The sequence below is a fragment of the Caloramator quimbayensis genome (assembly GCF_900167605.1).
Taxonomy (GTDB): domain Bacteria; phylum Bacillota; class Clostridia; order Clostridiales; family Caloramatoraceae; genus Caloramator_B; species Caloramator_B quimbayensis.
This window is the reverse complement of sequence record NZ_FUYH01000005.1, coordinates 74,788-93,330: the sequence shown is the minus strand read 5'-3', so window position 1 is coordinate 93,330 and position 18,543 is coordinate 74,788. Positions and strand designations below refer to the sequence as shown.

Here is an 18,543-nt window from a genome sequence, read left to right as displayed (position 1 = left end):
TTATAAAAACTATTTTTGGGGTATTTTATTTAATTTCAAAGTTTAGCTAAAGAATGCTATAAAGTTTTATCCTTTTCATCGTTTGCATTTTTTGAAGATGTATCAACAAGAATAACATCAATTCCAATTACCTTTATTTGGCTCCATTTAATTTGAATTTCATCTTTTTTTCTAAAAACCGACAAAAAATTGTTTTGAGGAGGAATAACTATGCTTTCAATCCTTTTTAAATCATCATCAAAAATTATATCGCTAATAAATCCAAGCCTTTTTCCCTCAGAAATATCTATAACTTCCATCTGCCTTAAATCAGATGTAGTCAATGTATTTTTTGTTTCATATCTATCCTTCATTTATTTCACCTCCATAATTAAAGTATATGTTCAATTACAGATTCAAATGCCATAAAAAAAACAGCAGAAATGCTGTTTTATAATTCAAATATACTTTTTCATATGATTTAGAGCAGATTTCTCAAGCCTCGATACCTGTGCCTGAGAAATGCCTATTTCATCTGCAACTTCCATCTGAGTTTTTCCTTCAAAAAATCTCAACGTCAAAATTAGTTTTTCCCTTCTGTTTAATTTTTGAAGGGCTTGCTTTATGGATATGTTTTCAATCCAGCTGTCATCATGATTTTTAGTGTCGCTTATCTGATCCATAACGAATATAGCATCACCGCCGTCATGGTAAATAGGCTCAAACAGCGAAACAGGATCTTGAATTGCATCGAGAGCAAATACCACTTCTTCTCTTGGTATTTTAAGTTCCTGAGCAATCTCTGAAACTGTAGGCTCCTTATTATTTTTTGATATCAGGCTATCCCTCACCTGAAGAGCTTTATATGCTATATCCCTTAAAGAACGGCTGACTCTTATTGAATTATTATCTCTAAGATATCTTCTTATTTCCCCAATTACCATTGGAACCGCATAGGTTGAAAATTTTACATTTTGATTTAAGTCAAAATTATCAATAGCCTTTATTAATCCTATACACCCCACTTGAAATAAATCATCAACATTTTCTCCTCTATTATTAAAACGCTGAATTACACTAAGTACCAGTCTAAGGTTGCCATTGATAAATTTTTCTCTGGCACCTTTGTCTCCCTGTCTCATCTTTATAATCAACTGTCTCATTTCTTCATTACTTAAAACCGGCAATTTTGAAGTATTTACTCCACAAATCTCTACTTTATTAGTAATCATGTGTCAGCTTCATCCCCTTCAGTATAGTTGTATTAAAATTATTTCCGAAGGAGATTTTTTTTATTCAATAAGACCTTTAAATAAATATTACAATTTGGACATGCATTATTATATCATTCTTGTAATTTCTCTTTTAAGTCTCTTAATAATTCTTTTTTCAAGCCTTGAAATATATGATTGAGAAATACCAAGTATATCTGCAACTTCCTTTTGAGTTTTTTCTCCTCCACCTCCAAGGCCAAACCTAAGTTCCATAATTTGTTTCTCTCTGCTGCTAAGTCTTGCCATGGCACTCCTTAAAAGCTGTTTTTCAACTTCATCTTCTATATAATGATATATAAGATCGTTATCAGTGCCTAATATATCCGATAATAAAAGTTCATTTCCATCCCAATCAACATTTAAGGGCTCATCAAAGGATATTTCTCCCCTCACTTTACTGTTTCTTCTAAGATACATAAGTATTTCATTTTCTATGCATCTTGACGCATAAGTTGCAAGCTTTATCTTTTTTGTTGGATCGAATGTATTAACTGCTTTTATAAGTCCTATAGTACCTATGGAAATCAAATCTTCTACGCTTATTCCAGTATTTTCGAATTTTCTTGCTATATATACTACAAGTCTTAGATTTCTTTCAATAAGAACAGCTCTTATTCCCTCATTGCCTTCCTTTAACTGCTCTACTAAATCTTTTTCTTCTTCATTACTTAGCGGAGGCGGTAGTGCTTCAGCTCCTCCGATATAAAAAATATCCTGTATACTAAATATCTTCCACTGTATATAATTAATTATTTCCTTTATTTTTTTCTTAATAAAGTCAATAAAATTTTCATTATTTTTCAAACTTACCACCTCTATTTTAAAATTTCTGGATATGCAAGAGCTTGATAATCACCATAAACTGATATTGGCTTATTATACAGAGCAATTATTGGTTCCTCAATAACATTACATTTATTCTTGTATTTTACTATAGCCATATCGGCTCTAATTGCGATTAAAATACCGTTTTCTGTGCCTAATGCTCTATAGGGAATAATCCTTATCCTCGATTTAAGCTGTGAAGATATGATTATCTTAGTGATTGATTCATAGTCATAATCATCAGCAATACACTTTTTTAATTCATCTGGAAATATGTCGAGTAAAGACTTTTGATAGACAACTATTACTGGAACATTTGTTACTGGGTCTTTTAAAGTATTTCCTGTATCTATAAGTGCAGTTATGCTGCATCTCTTATTATCAAGTATAATTTGTATCTCAATTTTATTTTTTTCAGTTCCATAAAAGTTCTCCAAATAGTCAAATCCTATTTTTACTAAAATAATAGCAATTAGTATACCGATAATAATATAATTAGAGGAAATATTAGTTAAAAGAAAAGTTCCGCTTGCAATATCTATTTCCTTATAAGTTAAATAAAATATAGCTAAAATGCTTCCTCCAATTATAAACGCTTCAATATAAAAGAGTATAACTATTTTTAAAATATCCCTTATCTTTCGAGGCGTAAACGCAATAATAAGCATGATTATCGACATCAAAAATTTCATTAACAAACAATATAGGAACTGAAAATCAGGATAAAAAATGAATATTACATAAAAAGCCCCAAATAATGATGCTAAAATCATCTTCCATTCTTTAGTTTTATATTTACACAATCTTTTAAGCAAATATATTAAAAGATAATTCATAAAAAAATTTTCAAGAAGCAGTACATCTATATAAACAACATCCCCCATATGTCCACCCCTCAGTTGACATTATCCTATAGTTACATTATAGAACCATGTATATGTAAATTTTGTCAGTTTATAATTATATAAATATAATTTTTTTCATAAAATTATGATTACATATTTGTCAAAATTCCAAAATAAAAAGAAATTCTACATACAATACCTTTTATAAAGGTCTGAATGTAGAATTTCTTAAAACTTTTAAAACAATTATCTTCTGTTTCTTTGATTTCTTATAAATGGTGGAATATCAAGATCGCTATCGCTAACGTTTATTTCAGTATCTCTAACAAATTGTTTGCTGTTTTCAATCTTATTTTCTTCTTTTTTAGAAACTTTGATTTCATTATATTTGTCAAAGCCAGTTGCAATAACAGTAATTCTTATTTCATCATCTAAAGATTCATCAATTACTGCACCAAAAATTATATTAGCATCTGCATCTGCAGCTTGTTTAACTTGGTCAGCAGCTTCATTTACTTCAAACAATGTAAGATTTGAGCCTCCAGTTATATTTAAAAGAACACCTGTTGCTCCATTTATTGTTGTTTCAAGAAGAGGACTCGAAATAGCCTGTTTTGCTGCCTCAACAGCCCTGTTCTCTCCTGAAGCCTTTCCAACCCCCATATGAGCAAGTCCACGATTTAACATTATAGTTTTAACATCTGCAAAATCGAGATTAATAAGTCCTGGTATCGTAATAAGGTCAGATATACCCTGTACACCCTGTCTTAATACATCATCTGCTATTTTAAACGCTTCAGTAATAGGTGTTTTCTTATCTACTACTTGTAATAATCTATCATTTGGAATAGTAACAAGTGTATCTACTTTCTCCTTTAGTCTTGCAACTCCCTGCTCAGCATTTAACATTCTTTGTTTACCTTCAAAAACAAAGGGTTTTGTTATAACGCCAACTGTTAATATTCCAAGTTCCTTTGCAATTTCTGCAACTACAGGAGCTGCTCCTGTACCTGTTCCTCCACCCATACCTGCAGTTATAAAAACTAAATCTGCCCCTTTTAATGCCTGAGTAATTTCCTCCTTTGTTTCTTCAGCTGCTTTTTGACCGATTTCAGGATTTGCACCTGCTCCTAATCCTTTAGTCAGCTTGTCTCCTATCTGTATTTTCTGTCCTGCCTTTGAAAGATAAAGAGCTTGTTTATCAGTATTAACAGAAATAAACTCTACTCCCTTTAATCCAAACTCTATCATTCTGTTTACTGCGTTATTTCCACCGCCGCCAACACCAACAACTTTTATTTGAGCTGTTTGATCTAATTCAAATTCAAAATCAAGCACATTATTCCCTCCCTTTGTATTCTAAAAAAAATCCGCAAAGAACTCTTTAATTTTTGTAATAAAACTTGGTTTTTCAATGTCTTCTTCATCCTCTTCATTGGTAACTGCAATTTCCCTTTGAGGCTGAGCTGATTTATAATCAATCGAGCTTCCTCTTTTTTGTTTGAGTTCATACATTGCTATACCTACCGCCGCTGCATAAACGGGACTTGCAACACCAATATAATTAGGATATCCAAACCTTACTGGAACATCAAAATAGGATTGTGCTACATCTTGTATGCCTTTTATATTAAAAAGCCCTCCTCCTGTTATAACGATTCCAGCTGCAAGGCTGCTTAGTGTTTCATTGTTGTCTATTTCATTTTTAATAAGATACATCATCTCAGAAAGTCTTGCATCGATAATCTCTGCAACTTCCATTATATGAATTTCCTTCTGTCCTTTACCGGCTAAATTATTAATTTTTATAACCTCATCATTTTTTATCATATTTGGTGATGCTACACCATACTGTCTTTTAATTTTTTCTGCATCTGCTGAAGATATTTTAAGTATTATAGAAATATCATTTGTAATATGATTTCCTCCAACAGGTATAACTTTAGTATAAGTCAATGAACCTTTTCTGAAGATTGAAATATCTGTAGTTTCGGCTCCCACGTCTATCAAAGCAACACCAAGTTCCTTTTCATCTTCATTAAGTATAACCGATGAAGTACCTATTGGTTCTACAATAATTCCATCAACAGTAAGACCTGCTTTTTGCACACTCCTTATTATATTCTGAACAGTTGTACAAGAAGCAATAATTAAATTAGCATCAACTTCAAGCCTTACTCCAACCATTCCAACAGGATCCTTTATATCACTATAACCATCAACTATAAATTGTTCTGGAATAATATCTATAATTTCTCTACCTGCTGGTACTGCAACTACCTTTGCAGCCTGAATAACTCTTTTAACATCTTCACTTGTTATTTCTCTATCTTCCCTCGATACAGCAATAACACCTTTGTTCTTATAAATATTAGTGTAACCACCTGCAATATTTACATATACAGATTTGACCTGAATATTGGCCATCTGTTCAGCCTGTTTTACTGCATTAATAATAGCCTCGACAGTTGTATCTATATCAACTATAATTCCTTTTTTAACACCTTTACATTCGGAGGTTCCAACACCAAGTATATTAAATTGCTTTTTGTTCATTTCTGCAATTAATACACATACCTTAGAAGAACCTATATCTAACGATACAACTATATTGCCCATTTACTCTTAACCTCCTTTTCTTATTCTTATCTTAATTATTCAACAAAAGAAGCCAATTCCCTCTTTAACATCAATTAAAATTATTAAAAATTTATATATATATATTGTCGTTATTAAAAATGTAAACTTTATCAATTTTTTAACTAAATATTAATTAAAATTTATTTTTTATTATTCCATCTTTTTAATATATCTAACTGTAAATTTTTGAGTTAATTCATTAATAGTTATTTTATCTTTTTTAACTATTTTTACATAGAGGCCTCTATCCTTTATTTGAGAAACGTAACTCTCAGGAAGTGACAATGCATATTGTAACGCCTCAGGATCACCAATCGCTAATATTTCAAAGGGAGGTACTATGTACTCACCATTTACCATTATAACAGGCCCTTCACATGTTATTGCAGTCCTATCATTAATTCTTTTTTCATTGATTGATATTGCTTCTGCGCCTGCATTTTTAAGTTCATTTACAACTCTTAAAAGGTCTGAATTATGTGTTATATAATTCATTATTTCTTCATTATTTACATAGTCATGTCTATCATCTATAACAATCATTATCCCTGATCCTTCAACCTTCGATTTCCCTGCAAACAACTTAATTTCATTAAGTTCTTTTTTTAGAGTGTCGGTTACGCTTTTATTCTTTTGATTGCTTTTATAATAATTTGTAAGCTTGTTTTCAAAATCGTTTTCATCTTTATAAAGACCTTTAATCTCAGCTTTTAATTCGTTAGCCTCTCTATTATACTTCTGATATTGCTGGTAAGTTAGAATAACAGCCGGCTTAGATGTTGTATTGACTATAAAGGCTGATAACAGAATTCCAGTAAGTATCCCTGTAAAAAGCAGCAGAGCCTTACCTTCGTTAAACTTCATCCTTATTCCTCCCTATTTATAATTCTATCTCTACCTTTTTCGATGAGTTTTCTTCTAATAATTGCGAAATTGTTAAACAGCCTGCTTCCAAATACTAACACTGCTGCTAAATATATTGGAACATTTAATTGATCCCCTAAATACGTTAATCCTGCTGCCAAAACGATGTTGCCAAAAAAACCTGATATAAATATTTCTGAATCGAATTTATTTTCAAGTGCAGCTCTCAATCCTCCAAATACAGAATCCAATGCTGCAAGTATTGCTACGGGAACATAGGAAGTTAATGAAGCAGGAATATCAACTTTAAGAAAAAGACCTATCAATATGCCGATTATTAGTCCAATTAAAGGTATCATCTTATCACCTTCCTGTTTTTATAAACTTATACTGTATATTTTTATTATACTTTAATATTTTTATATTTTGCACTTGAGTTATTTTTACATTTATCCCTGCAAGTTCTTCAAGTTTATCTTTTATTCCTCCAGGCATTTTAAAAGCCCCTTCGAGGATTTTAGGATCTCCTATAGCCTTAATTGTAAAGGGTTCAATAGGGCTGAATTTTTCATCGTTAATTTTAATAGCTGCTCCTGCTTCCTTAATTTGTGTACTTCCAACATATCTTTGTTCATTTATCGATATTGCCTCAGCACCAGCAGCATTTAATTCATTTATTATATCAATTATATCTGTTGAATATATCATAGTAGTTCCATCGTTTTTTATTTCATTAGAAGGAGTTAAAGTCATAATTATACCTGGTCCCTCAACATCAGTAAGGCCAGAAAGCACTCTAAGATTATCAAGCTCTGTTTTCATTTGATTTGCTACTTCATTTTCACTTGAAACAGATTTTTCTATCTCATCTACTTTACTTTGATATTCCTTAACCTTAGCAGAAAGGTCATCCCTTTGCTTTCTGAGGGTTTCAACTTCATTAACAAGATCTTCTATTCTCTTATAACTATATTTGCTTCTATTACTGTATGTTGATTTAAACTGAAGGGAAATCATAAGTCCTAATATAATACAAACAAGTCCTATCGTAAGCTGGTATTTTAATTTTTTCATGAGTCCCACTCCTTTAATTACTTCTAAATACAGCAGTTCCCTCAGGCAGTATTTCAATATATCCTTTACTGCCTTTAACTGTTGAATCCTTTAAAATTGAAAAAGCATAAGATAATTTGTAGTCAAAGTTTGACCAATCTCCTATATTAATTATAACTCCATCTTTTGTTGTCAATATTATTTTGTATGGATTGCTTAAATTTACGCTGCAAAATGTATTTTTGCATTCAGTAAAATCACAAATAGTCAAAACTTCCTTTAAAGCCTTTTGAAGCACTGTATTATTAGCTGCGATGTTTTGATTAGGAACATATTGCTTAACAGTTATACCTTCAATTAAAGGTATGCTGCCATCGGGGAATTGATTTATAGTTTGAATCATATTTCCTTCCCCATCTAAATTAATAAATGTATTTTCAAACTTTATAATTCCCTTAACTTTTTTCTCTTTAACATCTATAATAATCGTCGATGGAAGTTTCTTTTTTATATTAACACTTTCTACATAAGGGTTGTTTTCTATTTTATCTATCATTTTATTTTTATCTGCCAAAAATATATTTTGATTCTTAGCTTCACAGAGAGCTATTATTTCTTCTCTTTTTATAAACTTATTGTTTTTTACAACTATATTGTTAATTAAAAAATAGTCTGATTTTAATATTACAGATAAAAAAAGTACTAAAAAAATTAATAAAAAACAAAGCTTTAAAAATAATTTTCTTTTTCTTATTTTCTTTTCAATTTTTTCCTTAACCATATAATCTACCTCTTTATTTTATAAAACCTCCTCTATTTTATCTTTTATTTTCTAAATTGAGGAGGTTGAAAATTACTTTATCAATTCTTCAATTATTTTACATATCTTTTCTGATGCATCTATTACAGCAAGTTTTGATGAATTTTGTGACATCTTTTTTAACATCTCTTTATTATTAACAAGGTTTAATATCTGATCTTTAAATATGTCACTTTTTAACTGATTTTCTTTTATTACAACTGCAGCCCCATTCTGTTCAAGGGACATAGCGTTATATTCCTGATGGTTATTTGCAACATAAGGTGAAGGTATAAGAATCGCAGGTATTCCAAGAGCAGTTATCTCTGATAGAATCGTAGCACCTGCCCTGCTTATTATTATATCACAAGCGCCAAGGGCATCCTGCATATTAAAAATATAAGGTTCTATAACAATTCCTCTAAATCTTTTATCGCTCTTTTTATAGTTTAGCTTTCTAACTATTTCATCATATTGCTGCTCCCCTGTAACAAACAAAAGCTGTATGTTATTCTGTATAAGGGATGGTATTATTTCAGATACTGCATTGTTTATGTTTTTTGCACCTCTGCTGCCACCAACTACAAGAATTAAAGGTTTATTATTATCAAAATTCCATATACCTCTCGATTTGGTTTTATTAGTATTTAATATCTGACTCCTTATAGGGTTTCCTGTAAATACCACCTTGTTCTTAGGAAAATATTTTTCAGATTCTTTAAAAGTTATAGCTATTTTTGAAGTAAAATGTGACAAAATCTTGTTCGTCATTCCTGGGAAAGCATTTTGTTCATGGATTATTGTCGGAATTCCCTTCAATGCTGCAGAAAGAACTACTGGTCCGCATACATATCCTCCAGTTCCAATCACAATATCAGGTTTAAATCCTTTTATGATATTTGATGCCTGAAAATATCCTTTAAAGGCTTTTATAACAGCTGAAGGTGTTTTTAGAGTAATTTTTTTATTTAATCCCTCTACACTAATTAATTTTATTTCAAAACCTTCCTTAGGAACTAACTTTTTTTCAAGTCCATTCTCGCTGCCAATGAACAATATTTCACATTCTGAATATTTTTCTTTTATCTTTTTTGCAACAGCTACTCCTGGATATATATGTCCTCCTGTTCCTCCACCTGATATAATAACTCTCATACAACTCAACTCCATTTCACGATGTCTGTCTCGATATATTAAGTAGTATTCCTAATGCTACCATTGTAAATAAAAGTGATGAACCTCCATAACTTATAAGTGGAAGTGTAACACCAGTAATCGGCATAAAAGACGAAACAACCAAAAAATTTATGCTTGATTGAACTGCTATTAAGGATGTAATCCCTGTAGCAATGAGACTTCCAAATTTATCCTTGCAATTTAGAGCAATTCTATATCCTCTCCATACCAAAAGAGCAAACAATATAATAATAAATAATACTCCAATAAATCCAAGTTCTTCAGCAATAATAGAAAAAATAAAATCGTTTTGAGCTTCAGGAATGTAATACAGTTTCTGATGGGATTGCCCAAGTCCAACTCCTAACAATCCACCGGACCCTAAAGCATAAAGGGATTGTATTGCCTGATATCCGTCTCCTAATGGATCGGCCCAGGGATTTCTAAAGGCAAGGAATCTTTTCATACGATAAGGTTCAATTTTAATTCCAATCACAGCAACAATTATTCCAAGAATGAAAATGCCTGCTAAGTGATTTATCTTAGCACCGCCAGCAAACAGCAGCATAATTGCTACTGTTACGATTATTACAGCAGTACTCATATTAGGTTCCAATAATATTAAAAAAGCAAATAACCCTGCAATTAATAATATTGGAATAACCCCTTTGCCAAAGCTTTTTATCTTTTCTCCTTTTCGAGTTATATTATCAGAAGTATATAAAATAATCATAAGCTTTGCAATCTCAGAGGGCTGAATTCCCAAGCTTCCAACTCCTATCCATCTTTTAGCTCCATTTACTGCTGGCATAAATAATACAATAATAAGGAGAAGAATAGTTACTATCATCCCTAAAAAAATTAATTTTTTGTTTTTTAATTTTCTATAATCTATATTCGCAGCTGTGAGCATTGATACAATACCTAACGAAGCCCATATGATTTGTTTTTTTAGATGATGGAAACTGTCATTATAAAATTGTTTATCTTCCCACATGCTGGCACTAAATACCATATTCACGCCTATCGACAACAATATCAATATTACAATAAAAAGTGGAAAATCAATAGTGCCACTTTTTTTATTCATGGTTTACCTCCTAAAAACTTATTGCTAAAAATCCTATCAGGCACAATATAGCTGTAAATATACAAAACCATGCAACTATTTTAGTTTCATGCCAGCCTTCCTGCTCAAAATGATGATGAAGAGGAGCCATTTTAAATACCCTCTTACCCGTGGTTTTAAAAGAAATAATCTGTATAATATCTGATAAAGTTTCAACAACATATATCCCGCCGACAATTACAAGTATAAAAGGCATCCTTAATAATACAGCTAAAGCTGAAATCGCTCCTCCTAAGGCAAGAGAACCTGTATCACCCATAAAGACCTGTGCAGGATATGAGTTGTATTTTAAAAACCCAAGAAGGCTTCCAGATAGAGCTCCACAAAAGAGTGAAAGATCCTTATCTCCAAGTCCATAAGTAACTATAGCAAAAAATATACTTACTATTAATGTTACCCCTGATGCAAGTCCATCAAGTCCATCAGTTAGATTAACAGAATTAGTAACTCCCACAATTACAAACATCATAAAAGGTATATAGAATATTCCAAAATCAACCATGCTGTTTGTAAAAGGAATGTGTATGACGCTTCCTATATCCTTATTAATATATGCATAATAGGATAGTATAAAGGCAAAGGTAATTTGACCTATGAGTTTTTGATAAGCTCTAAGGCCAAGGCTTCTTTTCTTAATAATCTTTAGGCTGTCGTCAAGAAAACCAATAAACCCATAGCCGACGGTTGTTATAAGTGCTACATAGAGAGGTCCTGACATCTTCCTTTGAACAATAAAAGTTGTGATAATAATACTTAAAATAAATATTATTCCTCCCATCGTAGGTGTTCCAGCCTTTTTCAAATGACTTTTAGGACCATCATCCCTTATGTTTTGTCCAAATTTGAATCTTTTTAATGCAGGTATTATTATAGGTCCTATTAATAGTACTATAACGAATGAAATTATTGTTGCATAAATTGTTATTTGCATTTTCTCCTCTCCTGTCTTTTCAAACTATAAAAGTCTTTTATAAAATTTTATATTATCATAATAAATTTGACAGTTTTTTCTTTTGATAAAAATCTATTCATTAAGCAGCTCATTTACGATTTCACGTTCATCAAAATGAATAGTCTTTTCTTTTAATATCTGATAGCTTTCATGGCCTTTTCCAGCTATAACTATTACATCTCCTGCCTTAGCATTATCTAAAGCATATTTTATTGCTTCTTTTCTATCTTCTATTATAACATAAGCGCATCCTGTTTTGTCTATTCCAGGCAGTATATCTTCTATTATAGACTTAGGGTCTTCAGTTCGAGGGTTATCAGATGTTACTATGCAAAAATCTGATAGTTCTCCTGCCGCTTTGCCCATTAAAGGTCTTTTTGTTTTATCCCTGTCTCCTCCACATCCAAATAATGTTGTTAATCTTCCTTTAGTGTATTCCCTTGCTGTTTTTAATATGTTTTCTATGCCATCTGGAGTATGCGCATAATCAATAACTACTGTAAATCCTCTTTTAGATATAATCTTTTCGCTTCTTCCAGGCACTGACTCTAAATTTTCAAGACCTTTTTTAACAGCACTCAAAGGAATTCCCATTTCAAGGCAGGCAGCGGCTGCTCCAAGAGCATTATAAACATTAAATTTTCCTGGCAGATGAAGTCCTATTGAAACAGATTCATCCTTATATTTAAGCTTAAAGTTAGTTCCTTTTTCGCTGATTATAACATCCTGTCCTTTAACATCTGCATCATTTTCTATTCCAAAGGTTATAATCTTTCTATTTAGTTTATCTACTGCTCTTTTACCATACTTATCATCAACATTAATAACAGGAATGTCACAGCATTCAAAAAGCTTCATTTTAGCATTAAAATAATTTTCCATTGTTCCATGAAAATCGAGATGATCCTGAGTTAAATTTGTAAATATACCCGCTTTAAACTTAACGTCAAAAACTCTTTTAAGTTCAAGAGAATGGGACGATACCTCCATAATACAGTACTCTATCCCTTCTTTTTTCATATCAAAAAACATTTTTTGAAGATCCATAGACTCTGGTGTAGTTCTTTTTGCCTCTTCCTTTTTATCTCCAATAATATTATAAATAGTCCCAAGGAGGGCAGTTTTTTTGTTATAGGCATCAAGTATGGATTTAATCATAAATGTAGATGTTGTTTTGCCATTAGTGCCAGTAATACCGATTATATTTATATCTTGCGAGGGTTTTCCATAAAAATTAGATGACATGAGTGCCATTGCTTCCCTCGTGTCTTTTACTTTTATAATAGAAGCATTTCCATTAATATCTATATCTTTGCTTACAACAATTGCACTGGCTCCGCTGTCTATCGCTTTTTGAGCAAAAATATGCCCGTCAGTTTTTACTCCTTCTATACAAAAAAACATACTATTTGGTTTAACGCTTGATGTGTTGTATGACAAAGATTCTATTTCTCTGTCTTCACCTATTATAGACATATAATCGATATTTTTAACTATCTCTGATATTTTCATATTTACCTCCTTAATGTTTATAGCACAATATGGAAAAACCATATTGTGCTAGCATCAATCCTCAGGCTGCTCCAGAATTATTTTTATCAAAGTACCCTTTTTCACCTCTGTTTTTGGTGAAATATCCTGAGAAGCACCTATTCCATCGCCCATAAATGAAATATTAAGTTCTAATGACTTTGCCAAATCGTCTATCTCTTTTTTAGTCATACCTTTAAAATCTGGTACTGCAACCATAGCATTATTATTCTTTTCAACGCCAAGATATAATGTTATTTTAGTGTTTTCAATAACGCTTATACCCGGCTTAGGACTCATATCATAAATAATATTTCCATTCCCTTCTATTTCATAATCGATTTTATTTTTCTTAAGTATTAGACCCGCTTCCTCAACATTTAATCCTCTAACCTCAGGTATTACAACTTCTCTGACTACTTTTGGAGAAGAATCTTTGCCTGTATCCGGCTGCATATCATAATATCTGAATATATCTTCAAATAGAGTTTTTGCAAGGGGTGCTGCAGTACTTCCTGAATAATAATTAGACGGATCTGGTTCATCTATAGAAAGAATCATTACAAATCTTGGGTCGTTCGCTGGTGCCATCGCTGCAAAGGATGAAATATACTTTCCTTGTGCATAATGGCCGTTTTCAACTACCTGAGCAGTTCCTGTTTTTCCACCTATATGATACCCTTCAATATAAGCTCTTTTTGCAGCTCCATAGGTTACAACGCTTTCGAGTATTTCTCGAAGTTTTTTGGCTGATTGAACAGATATCGCCTGTCTCACAACTTTTGGCTGAATTTCCTTTATTACTGAAGTATTTCCATTTTCATCAGTATTTAAAATCTTTTTTACGATATGAGGTTCCATTAATTTGCCATCGTTTGCAACTGCAGCAAAAGCTGCTAAGTATTGTATGCTCGTTACTGATATACCCTGACCAAATGCTTCAGTTGCAAGTTCTACTTTCCCAACTTTTTCAATGGGCCTTATTATACCTTTTTCTTCTCCTGGAAGATCGATATTTGTTTTCTTTCCAAGCCCAAAAGCATTATAATACTTATAAAGCCTATCCTTTCCGATTCTCTCTCCGAGAATCATGAAACCTACGTTGCAAGAATTCTGAAGTATTTGCTGGAAAGTTTGAACACCATGTCCTTGTCTTCTCCAACAATGAATAATTCTATCGGCAACTTTATAAGAACCATTACAAACAAATCTGTCGGAGTCGCTTACTAAATTTTCATTTATAGCTGCTGCCGCAGTTATTACTTTAAGTATGGAACCCGGTTCAAAGTTGTAATTAACAGTTCTGTTTTTCCATAATTTTACTGACTCTTCAACGGAACCTTTAACTGGATTATTAGGATCAAAATCTGGTTTTGAAGCCATAGCTAATATTTCACCGGTTTTAGGATCCATAATAATAGCCGATACCTGTTTTGCTTTATATTCAGCAAGACCTCTTTCTAAAGCTTTTTCTGTGTAATACTGAAGATATTGATCAATAGTCAGAACTACATCATTCCCATTTTTAGGGGGATAATAGTTTGCTATTTTATATGGCAGCTCCCTATGATAGGCATCAGTTTCTCCCATGTATCTGCCTTCTACTCCCTTTAAATCATTATTATACTGCAGTTCGATTCCCGAACGCCCATCACCATCGATATTAGTGCTTCCGAGAACCTGAGATAGAAAATTACCATTTGGATAGTAGCGTTTTGTATCTTCAGAAACAATAATCCCCGGAAGTTTCAGCTCTCTAATTTTATTCCCCTGTTCTTTTTCTATTCTTCTTGCAATGGTAACGCAGGCAACAGGAGCTCCATTAGACATCCTTTTATTGAGCTTTGAAAGTATACTTTCCTTGCTCATATTCAAAATAGGAGATAGCTTTTCAGCTATCTCTTCCTTGGTTATTTTCTTACTTTTTTCCTTATCATTAATATCCTTCAAAAAAGCATCTACTCTTTCAACATTGCCGCTTACTGCGAGTGGATTGCCATTCCTATCAAGGATATTTCCCCTTCTTGCTGAAATTCTAATATCATTAGTCCATTGCTCAACCGCCCATTTTTGAAGCTGCGGTGACCATATAATCTGTACATAAGCATATCTTCCAACGATAATCGTCTGAATAAAAAACACAACAAGAAGAATTAAAACTATTCTCTTTTTTACTGTAATGTTTGTTTTAGGTTCAGTATTCAAATAAATACCCTCCTAATATATTAATCCTAGTAGTCTTTTTACAAAGGTTATTTTATCATCTTTCTGCTGCATAGTGTCAGAAGCTGTGAGGGGTTTTACGTCAACATATTTTATATTCTGTTTATCTGGTACAACCATTCCATATTTAGCAATGGCTGATTCTTCAATATTTTTTATATTGTTATATTTTGCCATCTTAACTTTTATATCTTCACTTTGCTTTTGTGCCTGTTTAATTTCTTTTTTTATAGAATGAATGTTGTTTGTAATCTTTATTATAGCGGCAAATCTGCAAAGGCTCAAAAACGAAAGAAGGAATAATACCGTTACATATCCTATTATCTTCAGTTTAGCTTTTGTTTTCTTTTTATTATTAACCCTTGGATTTTTTCTTTTTTTCTCCTCTTTAATTATATCCGGTTCAAAATCATATGCAACATTTCCATAGGAATAAGGATTTTTATTATTTGCCATTACCAATTTATTCACCCCCGCATCTCTTTAGAACCTATAATTTTTCTGCAATTCTAAGCTTTGCACTTCTTGATCTTGGATTTTCTAAAAGCTCATCTTCTGAAGGCAATACTGGTTTTTTAGTAATAACCTTAATTTCTGGCCTTTTATTACAAACACACACCGGAAAATTCGGAGGACATGTGCACGGATTTTCTCTTTTTTTAAAAACATTCTTTACTATTCTATCTTCAAGGGAATGAAAAGTTATAATGCATAACCTCCCATCCTTTTTTAATACGTCAATACAATCATTAACAGCTTTTTCTAAAATTTCAATTTCCTTATTTACTTCGATTCTTATAGCCTGAAAGGTTCTTTTTGCTGGATGGGGACCTTCTCGTCTTGCCGATGCTGGAATAGCAGCCTTTATAATATCAACCAGTTCAAAAGTAGTTTTTATGTCTTTCTTTTGTCTCTCTTTAACTATAAATTCAGCAATTCTTTTGGCCCACTTCTCTTCGCCATATTCTCTTATAACTCTTTCAAGTTCCTCCTTTGAATATCCATTCACAACATCCTCTGCAGTAAAGTCATTGTCATTATTCATTCTCATATCGAGGGGAGCATCATTCATGTAGCTAAAACCCCTTTCAGGTTCATCTAATTGATGAGATGATACGCCTAAATCAAGCAATATCCCATCTACAAAATCAATATTTAAGTCATCTAATATATGCTTTATATTGCAAAAATTGTCATGAACAAAGGTAACATTTGAAAACTCAGAAAGCCTATTTTGGGATGCCCTAATAGCATTCATGTCCTGATCTATGCCTATAAGCAGTCCTTCTTTGTTGAGAAGGTTTAGAATCTCTTTTGAATGCCCTGCTCCTCCTAAAGTACCATCTACATATATTCCATTTTTTTTAATATCTAAACCATTTATACATTCGTTAAGAAGCACAGATTTATGTTTAAATTCCATAGTATCATCCTTTTTTATATTATATTCCTATTCCAAGGTTTGACATTTTCTCAGCTATCTCTTCATAATTTATATTTTGTGTATTGTATTCATCCCATTTTTCCTTACTCCATATTTCAATTCGCGTAGAAACTCCTATACTTACTATATCCTTAACGATATTAGCATATTCAATTAAATTTTGTGGAATCAAAGCTCTTCCTTGTTTATCAATTTCAATATCAGCAGCACCTGAAAAGAAAAACCTGACAAAAGCCCTTGCATCCTTATTGGTTAGCGGAAGAGATTTCAGCTTTTCCTCAAGTTTTTTCCACTCCTCCATAGGATAGCAATAGAGGCATCCATCAAGGCCCTTAGTAATTACAAAGGAATTACCAAGTTCTTCTCTGAATTTTGAAGGTATTATAATTCTATTTTTTGTATCGAGTGCATGTTGATATTCCCCTATAAACATATTAATTCACCACATCTTTACTCCACTTTGCTCCACTTTAAACCACTACATCATATTATTCTATGCAAATTATAAAAATCCTTCTTTGTTTACAAATTTTTATAATTAAATAATTAATTTAATACTTCTTAATTTAATATTAAATTTATTATTGCATCTATAAATATTGCAGTGTAGAATGCTATAGTTTATAATTTATTTGATAATAATATCCACAGCATTTTTATTTTACGAAGTCAAGAAAGGAAGATAGAGAAATGAAACTTGGAATAGTGGGTTTGCCAAACGTGGGCAAAAGCACCCTTTTTAATGCTATTACACAGGCAGGAGCAGAAGCTGCAAATTATCCCTTTTGTACAATAGAACCTAATGTAGGTGTTGTTGCGGTACCTGATTATCGTCTCGATAAACTCGCACAAATGTATAACCCAGAAAAATATACTCCAGCAGTTATAGAATTCTACGATATAGCAGGTCTTGTTAAAGGTGCAAGCAAAGGAGAGGGATTAGGAAATAAATTTCTGTCTCATATAAGAGAAGTTGAAGCTATTGTACATGTGGTAAGATGCTTTGAAGATGCTAATATTGTACATGTAGACGGAAGCGTAAATCCAATAAGAGATATTGAAACTATTAATCTCGAGCTTATATTCGCTGATATGGAAGTTCTTGAAAAAAGAATGGATAAAACGAGAAAATCTGCACGTTCAGGAGATAGAAAAGCTCAGGAAGAATTAGAATTTATGGAAAGAATCTATAAGCATCTTGAAGAAGGAAAACCCTCAAGGACATTAGATATGAATGATGAAGAAAGAGAACTAATAAAGCAGTATTTTCTTTTAACATCAAAACCCGTACTGTACGCTGCAAATATTTCTGAAGATGAACTTATTAATGGATATGAGGATAATAAGTATATAAAAGCTGTTGAAGAATATGCAAAAAATGAAGGTTCTGAAGTAATACCAATATGTGCAAAACTTGAAGAAGAAATAGCTTCCCTCGATGGAAATGAAAAGCAGGCATTTCTTGAGGACTATGGACTTGAAGAACCTGGATTAAACAGGCTTATAAAAGCAAGTTATAAACTTTTAGGATTAATCAGCTTTTTAACTGCAGGGCCAAAGGAAGTTAGGGCTTGGACAATAAAGAAAGGAACAAAGGCTCCACAGGCAGCAGGAAAAATCCACTCTGACATGGAAAGAGGATTTATAAGGGCAGAGGTTATTCCCTTTGAAACTCTAATAAACTGCGGTTCTGAAGTTTCTGCAAAGGAAAAAGGATTAATAAAGTCTGAAGGAAAAGATTATGTAATGCAGGATGGAGATGTAGTTGTATTTAGATTCAATGTATGATATGCCATTGAAAGCCAAAGCT

Annotated in this window: 19 protein-coding genes; 1 reads left to right on the top strand and 18 read right to left on the bottom strand. The window is 32.0% G+C overall.

Annotation, left to right across the window (positions count from 1 at the left end):
* Window positions 1-56: 56 nt before the first annotated feature.
* From B5D15_RS04460 to mraZ, 18 genes are all read right to left on the bottom strand, one after another.
* On the bottom strand, window positions 57-353 hold the full coding sequence (locus B5D15_RS04460; protein WP_078695915.1) for a YlmC/YmxH family sporulation protein: 297 nt from the start codon (window positions 351-353) through the stop codon (window positions 57-59).
* Window positions 354-437: 84 nt separating this feature from the next.
* Window positions 438-1,211, bottom strand: coding sequence for an RNA polymerase sporulation sigma factor SigG (gene sigG, locus B5D15_RS04455; protein WP_078695914.1), 774 nt, complete (start codon window positions 1,209-1,211; stop codon window positions 438-440).
* A gap of 108 nt (window positions 1,212-1,319) precedes the next feature.
* Window positions 1,320-2,015 carry an RNA polymerase sporulation sigma factor SigE gene (sigE, locus tag B5D15_RS04450; RefSeq protein WP_423236568.1) on the bottom strand — a complete coding sequence of 232 codons (696 nt, stop codon included), beginning with the start codon at window positions 2,013-2,015 and terminating at the stop codon, window positions 1,320-1,322.
* Window positions 2,016-2,068: 53 nt separating this feature from the next.
* A complete protein-coding gene (spoIIGA, locus tag B5D15_RS04445) occupies window positions 2,069-2,962 on the bottom strand; it encodes a sigma-E processing peptidase SpoIIGA (RefSeq protein ID WP_078695913.1) in 894 nt (297 codons plus the stop codon).
* A gap of 207 nt (window positions 2,963-3,169) precedes the next feature.
* Window positions 3,170-4,261, bottom strand: a complete 1,092-nt coding sequence (ftsZ, locus tag B5D15_RS04440; RefSeq protein ID WP_078695912.1) for a cell division protein FtsZ — start codon at window positions 4,259-4,261, stop codon at window positions 3,170-3,172.
* A gap of 21 nt (window positions 4,262-4,282) precedes the next feature.
* The gene (ftsA, locus tag B5D15_RS04435) at window positions 4,283-5,542 is read right to left on the bottom strand and encodes a cell division protein FtsA (protein ID WP_078695911.1); all 1,260 of its coding nucleotides are present in this window, start codon (window positions 5,540-5,542) and stop codon (window positions 4,283-4,285) included.
* A 171-nt stretch (window positions 5,543-5,713) separates the two neighbouring features.
* Window positions 5,714-6,427 carry a DUF881 domain-containing protein gene (locus tag B5D15_RS04430; RefSeq protein ID WP_078695910.1) on the bottom strand — a complete coding sequence of 238 codons (714 nt, stop codon included), beginning with the start codon at window positions 6,425-6,427 and terminating at the stop codon, window positions 5,714-5,716.
* Between the two features lie 2 nt (window positions 6,428-6,429).
* Window positions 6,430-6,786: a small basic family protein gene (locus B5D15_RS04425; RefSeq protein WP_078695909.1), complete on the bottom strand. Its 357-nt coding sequence runs from the start codon at window positions 6,784-6,786 to the stop codon at window positions 6,430-6,432.
* A gap of 4 nt (window positions 6,787-6,790) precedes the next feature.
* The gene (locus B5D15_RS04420) at window positions 6,791-7,501 is read right to left on the bottom strand and encodes a DUF881 domain-containing protein (RefSeq protein WP_078695908.1); all 711 of its coding nucleotides are present in this window, start codon (window positions 7,499-7,501) and stop codon (window positions 6,791-6,793) included.
* Window positions 7,502-7,514: 13 nt separating this feature from the next.
* A complete protein-coding gene (locus tag B5D15_RS04415) occupies window positions 7,515-8,261 on the bottom strand; it encodes a cell division protein FtsQ/DivIB (protein ID WP_078695907.1) in 747 nt (248 codons plus the stop codon).
* Between the two features lie 72 nt (window positions 8,262-8,333).
* A complete protein-coding gene (gene murG / locus B5D15_RS04410; RefSeq protein WP_078695906.1) occupies window positions 8,334-9,434 on the bottom strand; it encodes an undecaprenyldiphospho-muramoylpentapeptide beta-N-acetylglucosaminyltransferase in 1,101 nt (366 codons plus the stop codon).
* A gap of 16 nt (window positions 9,435-9,450) precedes the next feature.
* Window positions 9,451-10,545, bottom strand: a complete 1,095-nt coding sequence (gene ftsW / locus B5D15_RS04405; protein WP_078695905.1) for a putative lipid II flippase FtsW — start codon at window positions 10,543-10,545, stop codon at window positions 9,451-9,453.
* A 10-nt stretch (window positions 10,546-10,555) separates the two neighbouring features.
* Entirely contained in the window at window positions 10,556-11,515 is a 960-nt protein-coding gene (gene mraY / locus B5D15_RS04400) for a phospho-N-acetylmuramoyl-pentapeptide-transferase (RefSeq protein ID WP_078695904.1), read from the bottom strand.
* A gap of 93 nt (window positions 11,516-11,608) precedes the next feature.
* Window positions 11,609-13,048, bottom strand: a complete 1,440-nt coding sequence (locus B5D15_RS04395) for a UDP-N-acetylmuramoyl-L-alanyl-D-glutamate--2,6-diaminopimelate ligase (protein ID WP_078695903.1) — start codon at window positions 13,046-13,048, stop codon at window positions 11,609-11,611.
* Window positions 13,049-13,102: 54 nt separating this feature from the next.
* Window positions 13,103-15,271 (bottom strand): stage V sporulation protein D, encoded by a 2,169-nt coding sequence (locus tag B5D15_RS04390; RefSeq protein WP_078695902.1) that lies wholly within the window; start codon window positions 15,269-15,271, stop codon window positions 13,103-13,105.
* 12 nt (window positions 15,272-15,283) lie between these two features.
* Window positions 15,284-15,745 carry a hypothetical protein gene (locus B5D15_RS04385; protein ID WP_143287194.1) on the bottom strand — a complete coding sequence of 154 codons (462 nt, stop codon included), beginning with the start codon at window positions 15,743-15,745 and terminating at the stop codon, window positions 15,284-15,286.
* A gap of 34 nt (window positions 15,746-15,779) precedes the next feature.
* Window positions 15,780-16,712 carry a 16S rRNA (cytosine(1402)-N(4))-methyltransferase RsmH gene (rsmH, locus tag B5D15_RS04380; RefSeq protein ID WP_078695900.1) on the bottom strand — a complete coding sequence of 311 codons (933 nt, stop codon included), beginning with the start codon at window positions 16,710-16,712 and terminating at the stop codon, window positions 15,780-15,782.
* Between the two features lie 19 nt (window positions 16,713-16,731).
* On the bottom strand, window positions 16,732-17,166 hold the full coding sequence (mraZ, locus tag B5D15_RS04375) for a division/cell wall cluster transcriptional repressor MraZ (protein WP_078695899.1): 435 nt from the start codon (window positions 17,164-17,166) through the stop codon (window positions 16,732-16,734).
* Window positions 17,167-17,423: 257 nt separating this feature from the next.
* Between mraZ and ychF the strand changes: the two genes are divergently transcribed.
* Entirely contained in the window at window positions 17,424-18,521 is a 1,098-nt protein-coding gene (gene ychF, locus B5D15_RS04370; RefSeq protein WP_078695898.1) for a redox-regulated ATPase YchF, read from the top strand.
* Window positions 18,522-18,543: the final 22 nt, after the last annotated feature.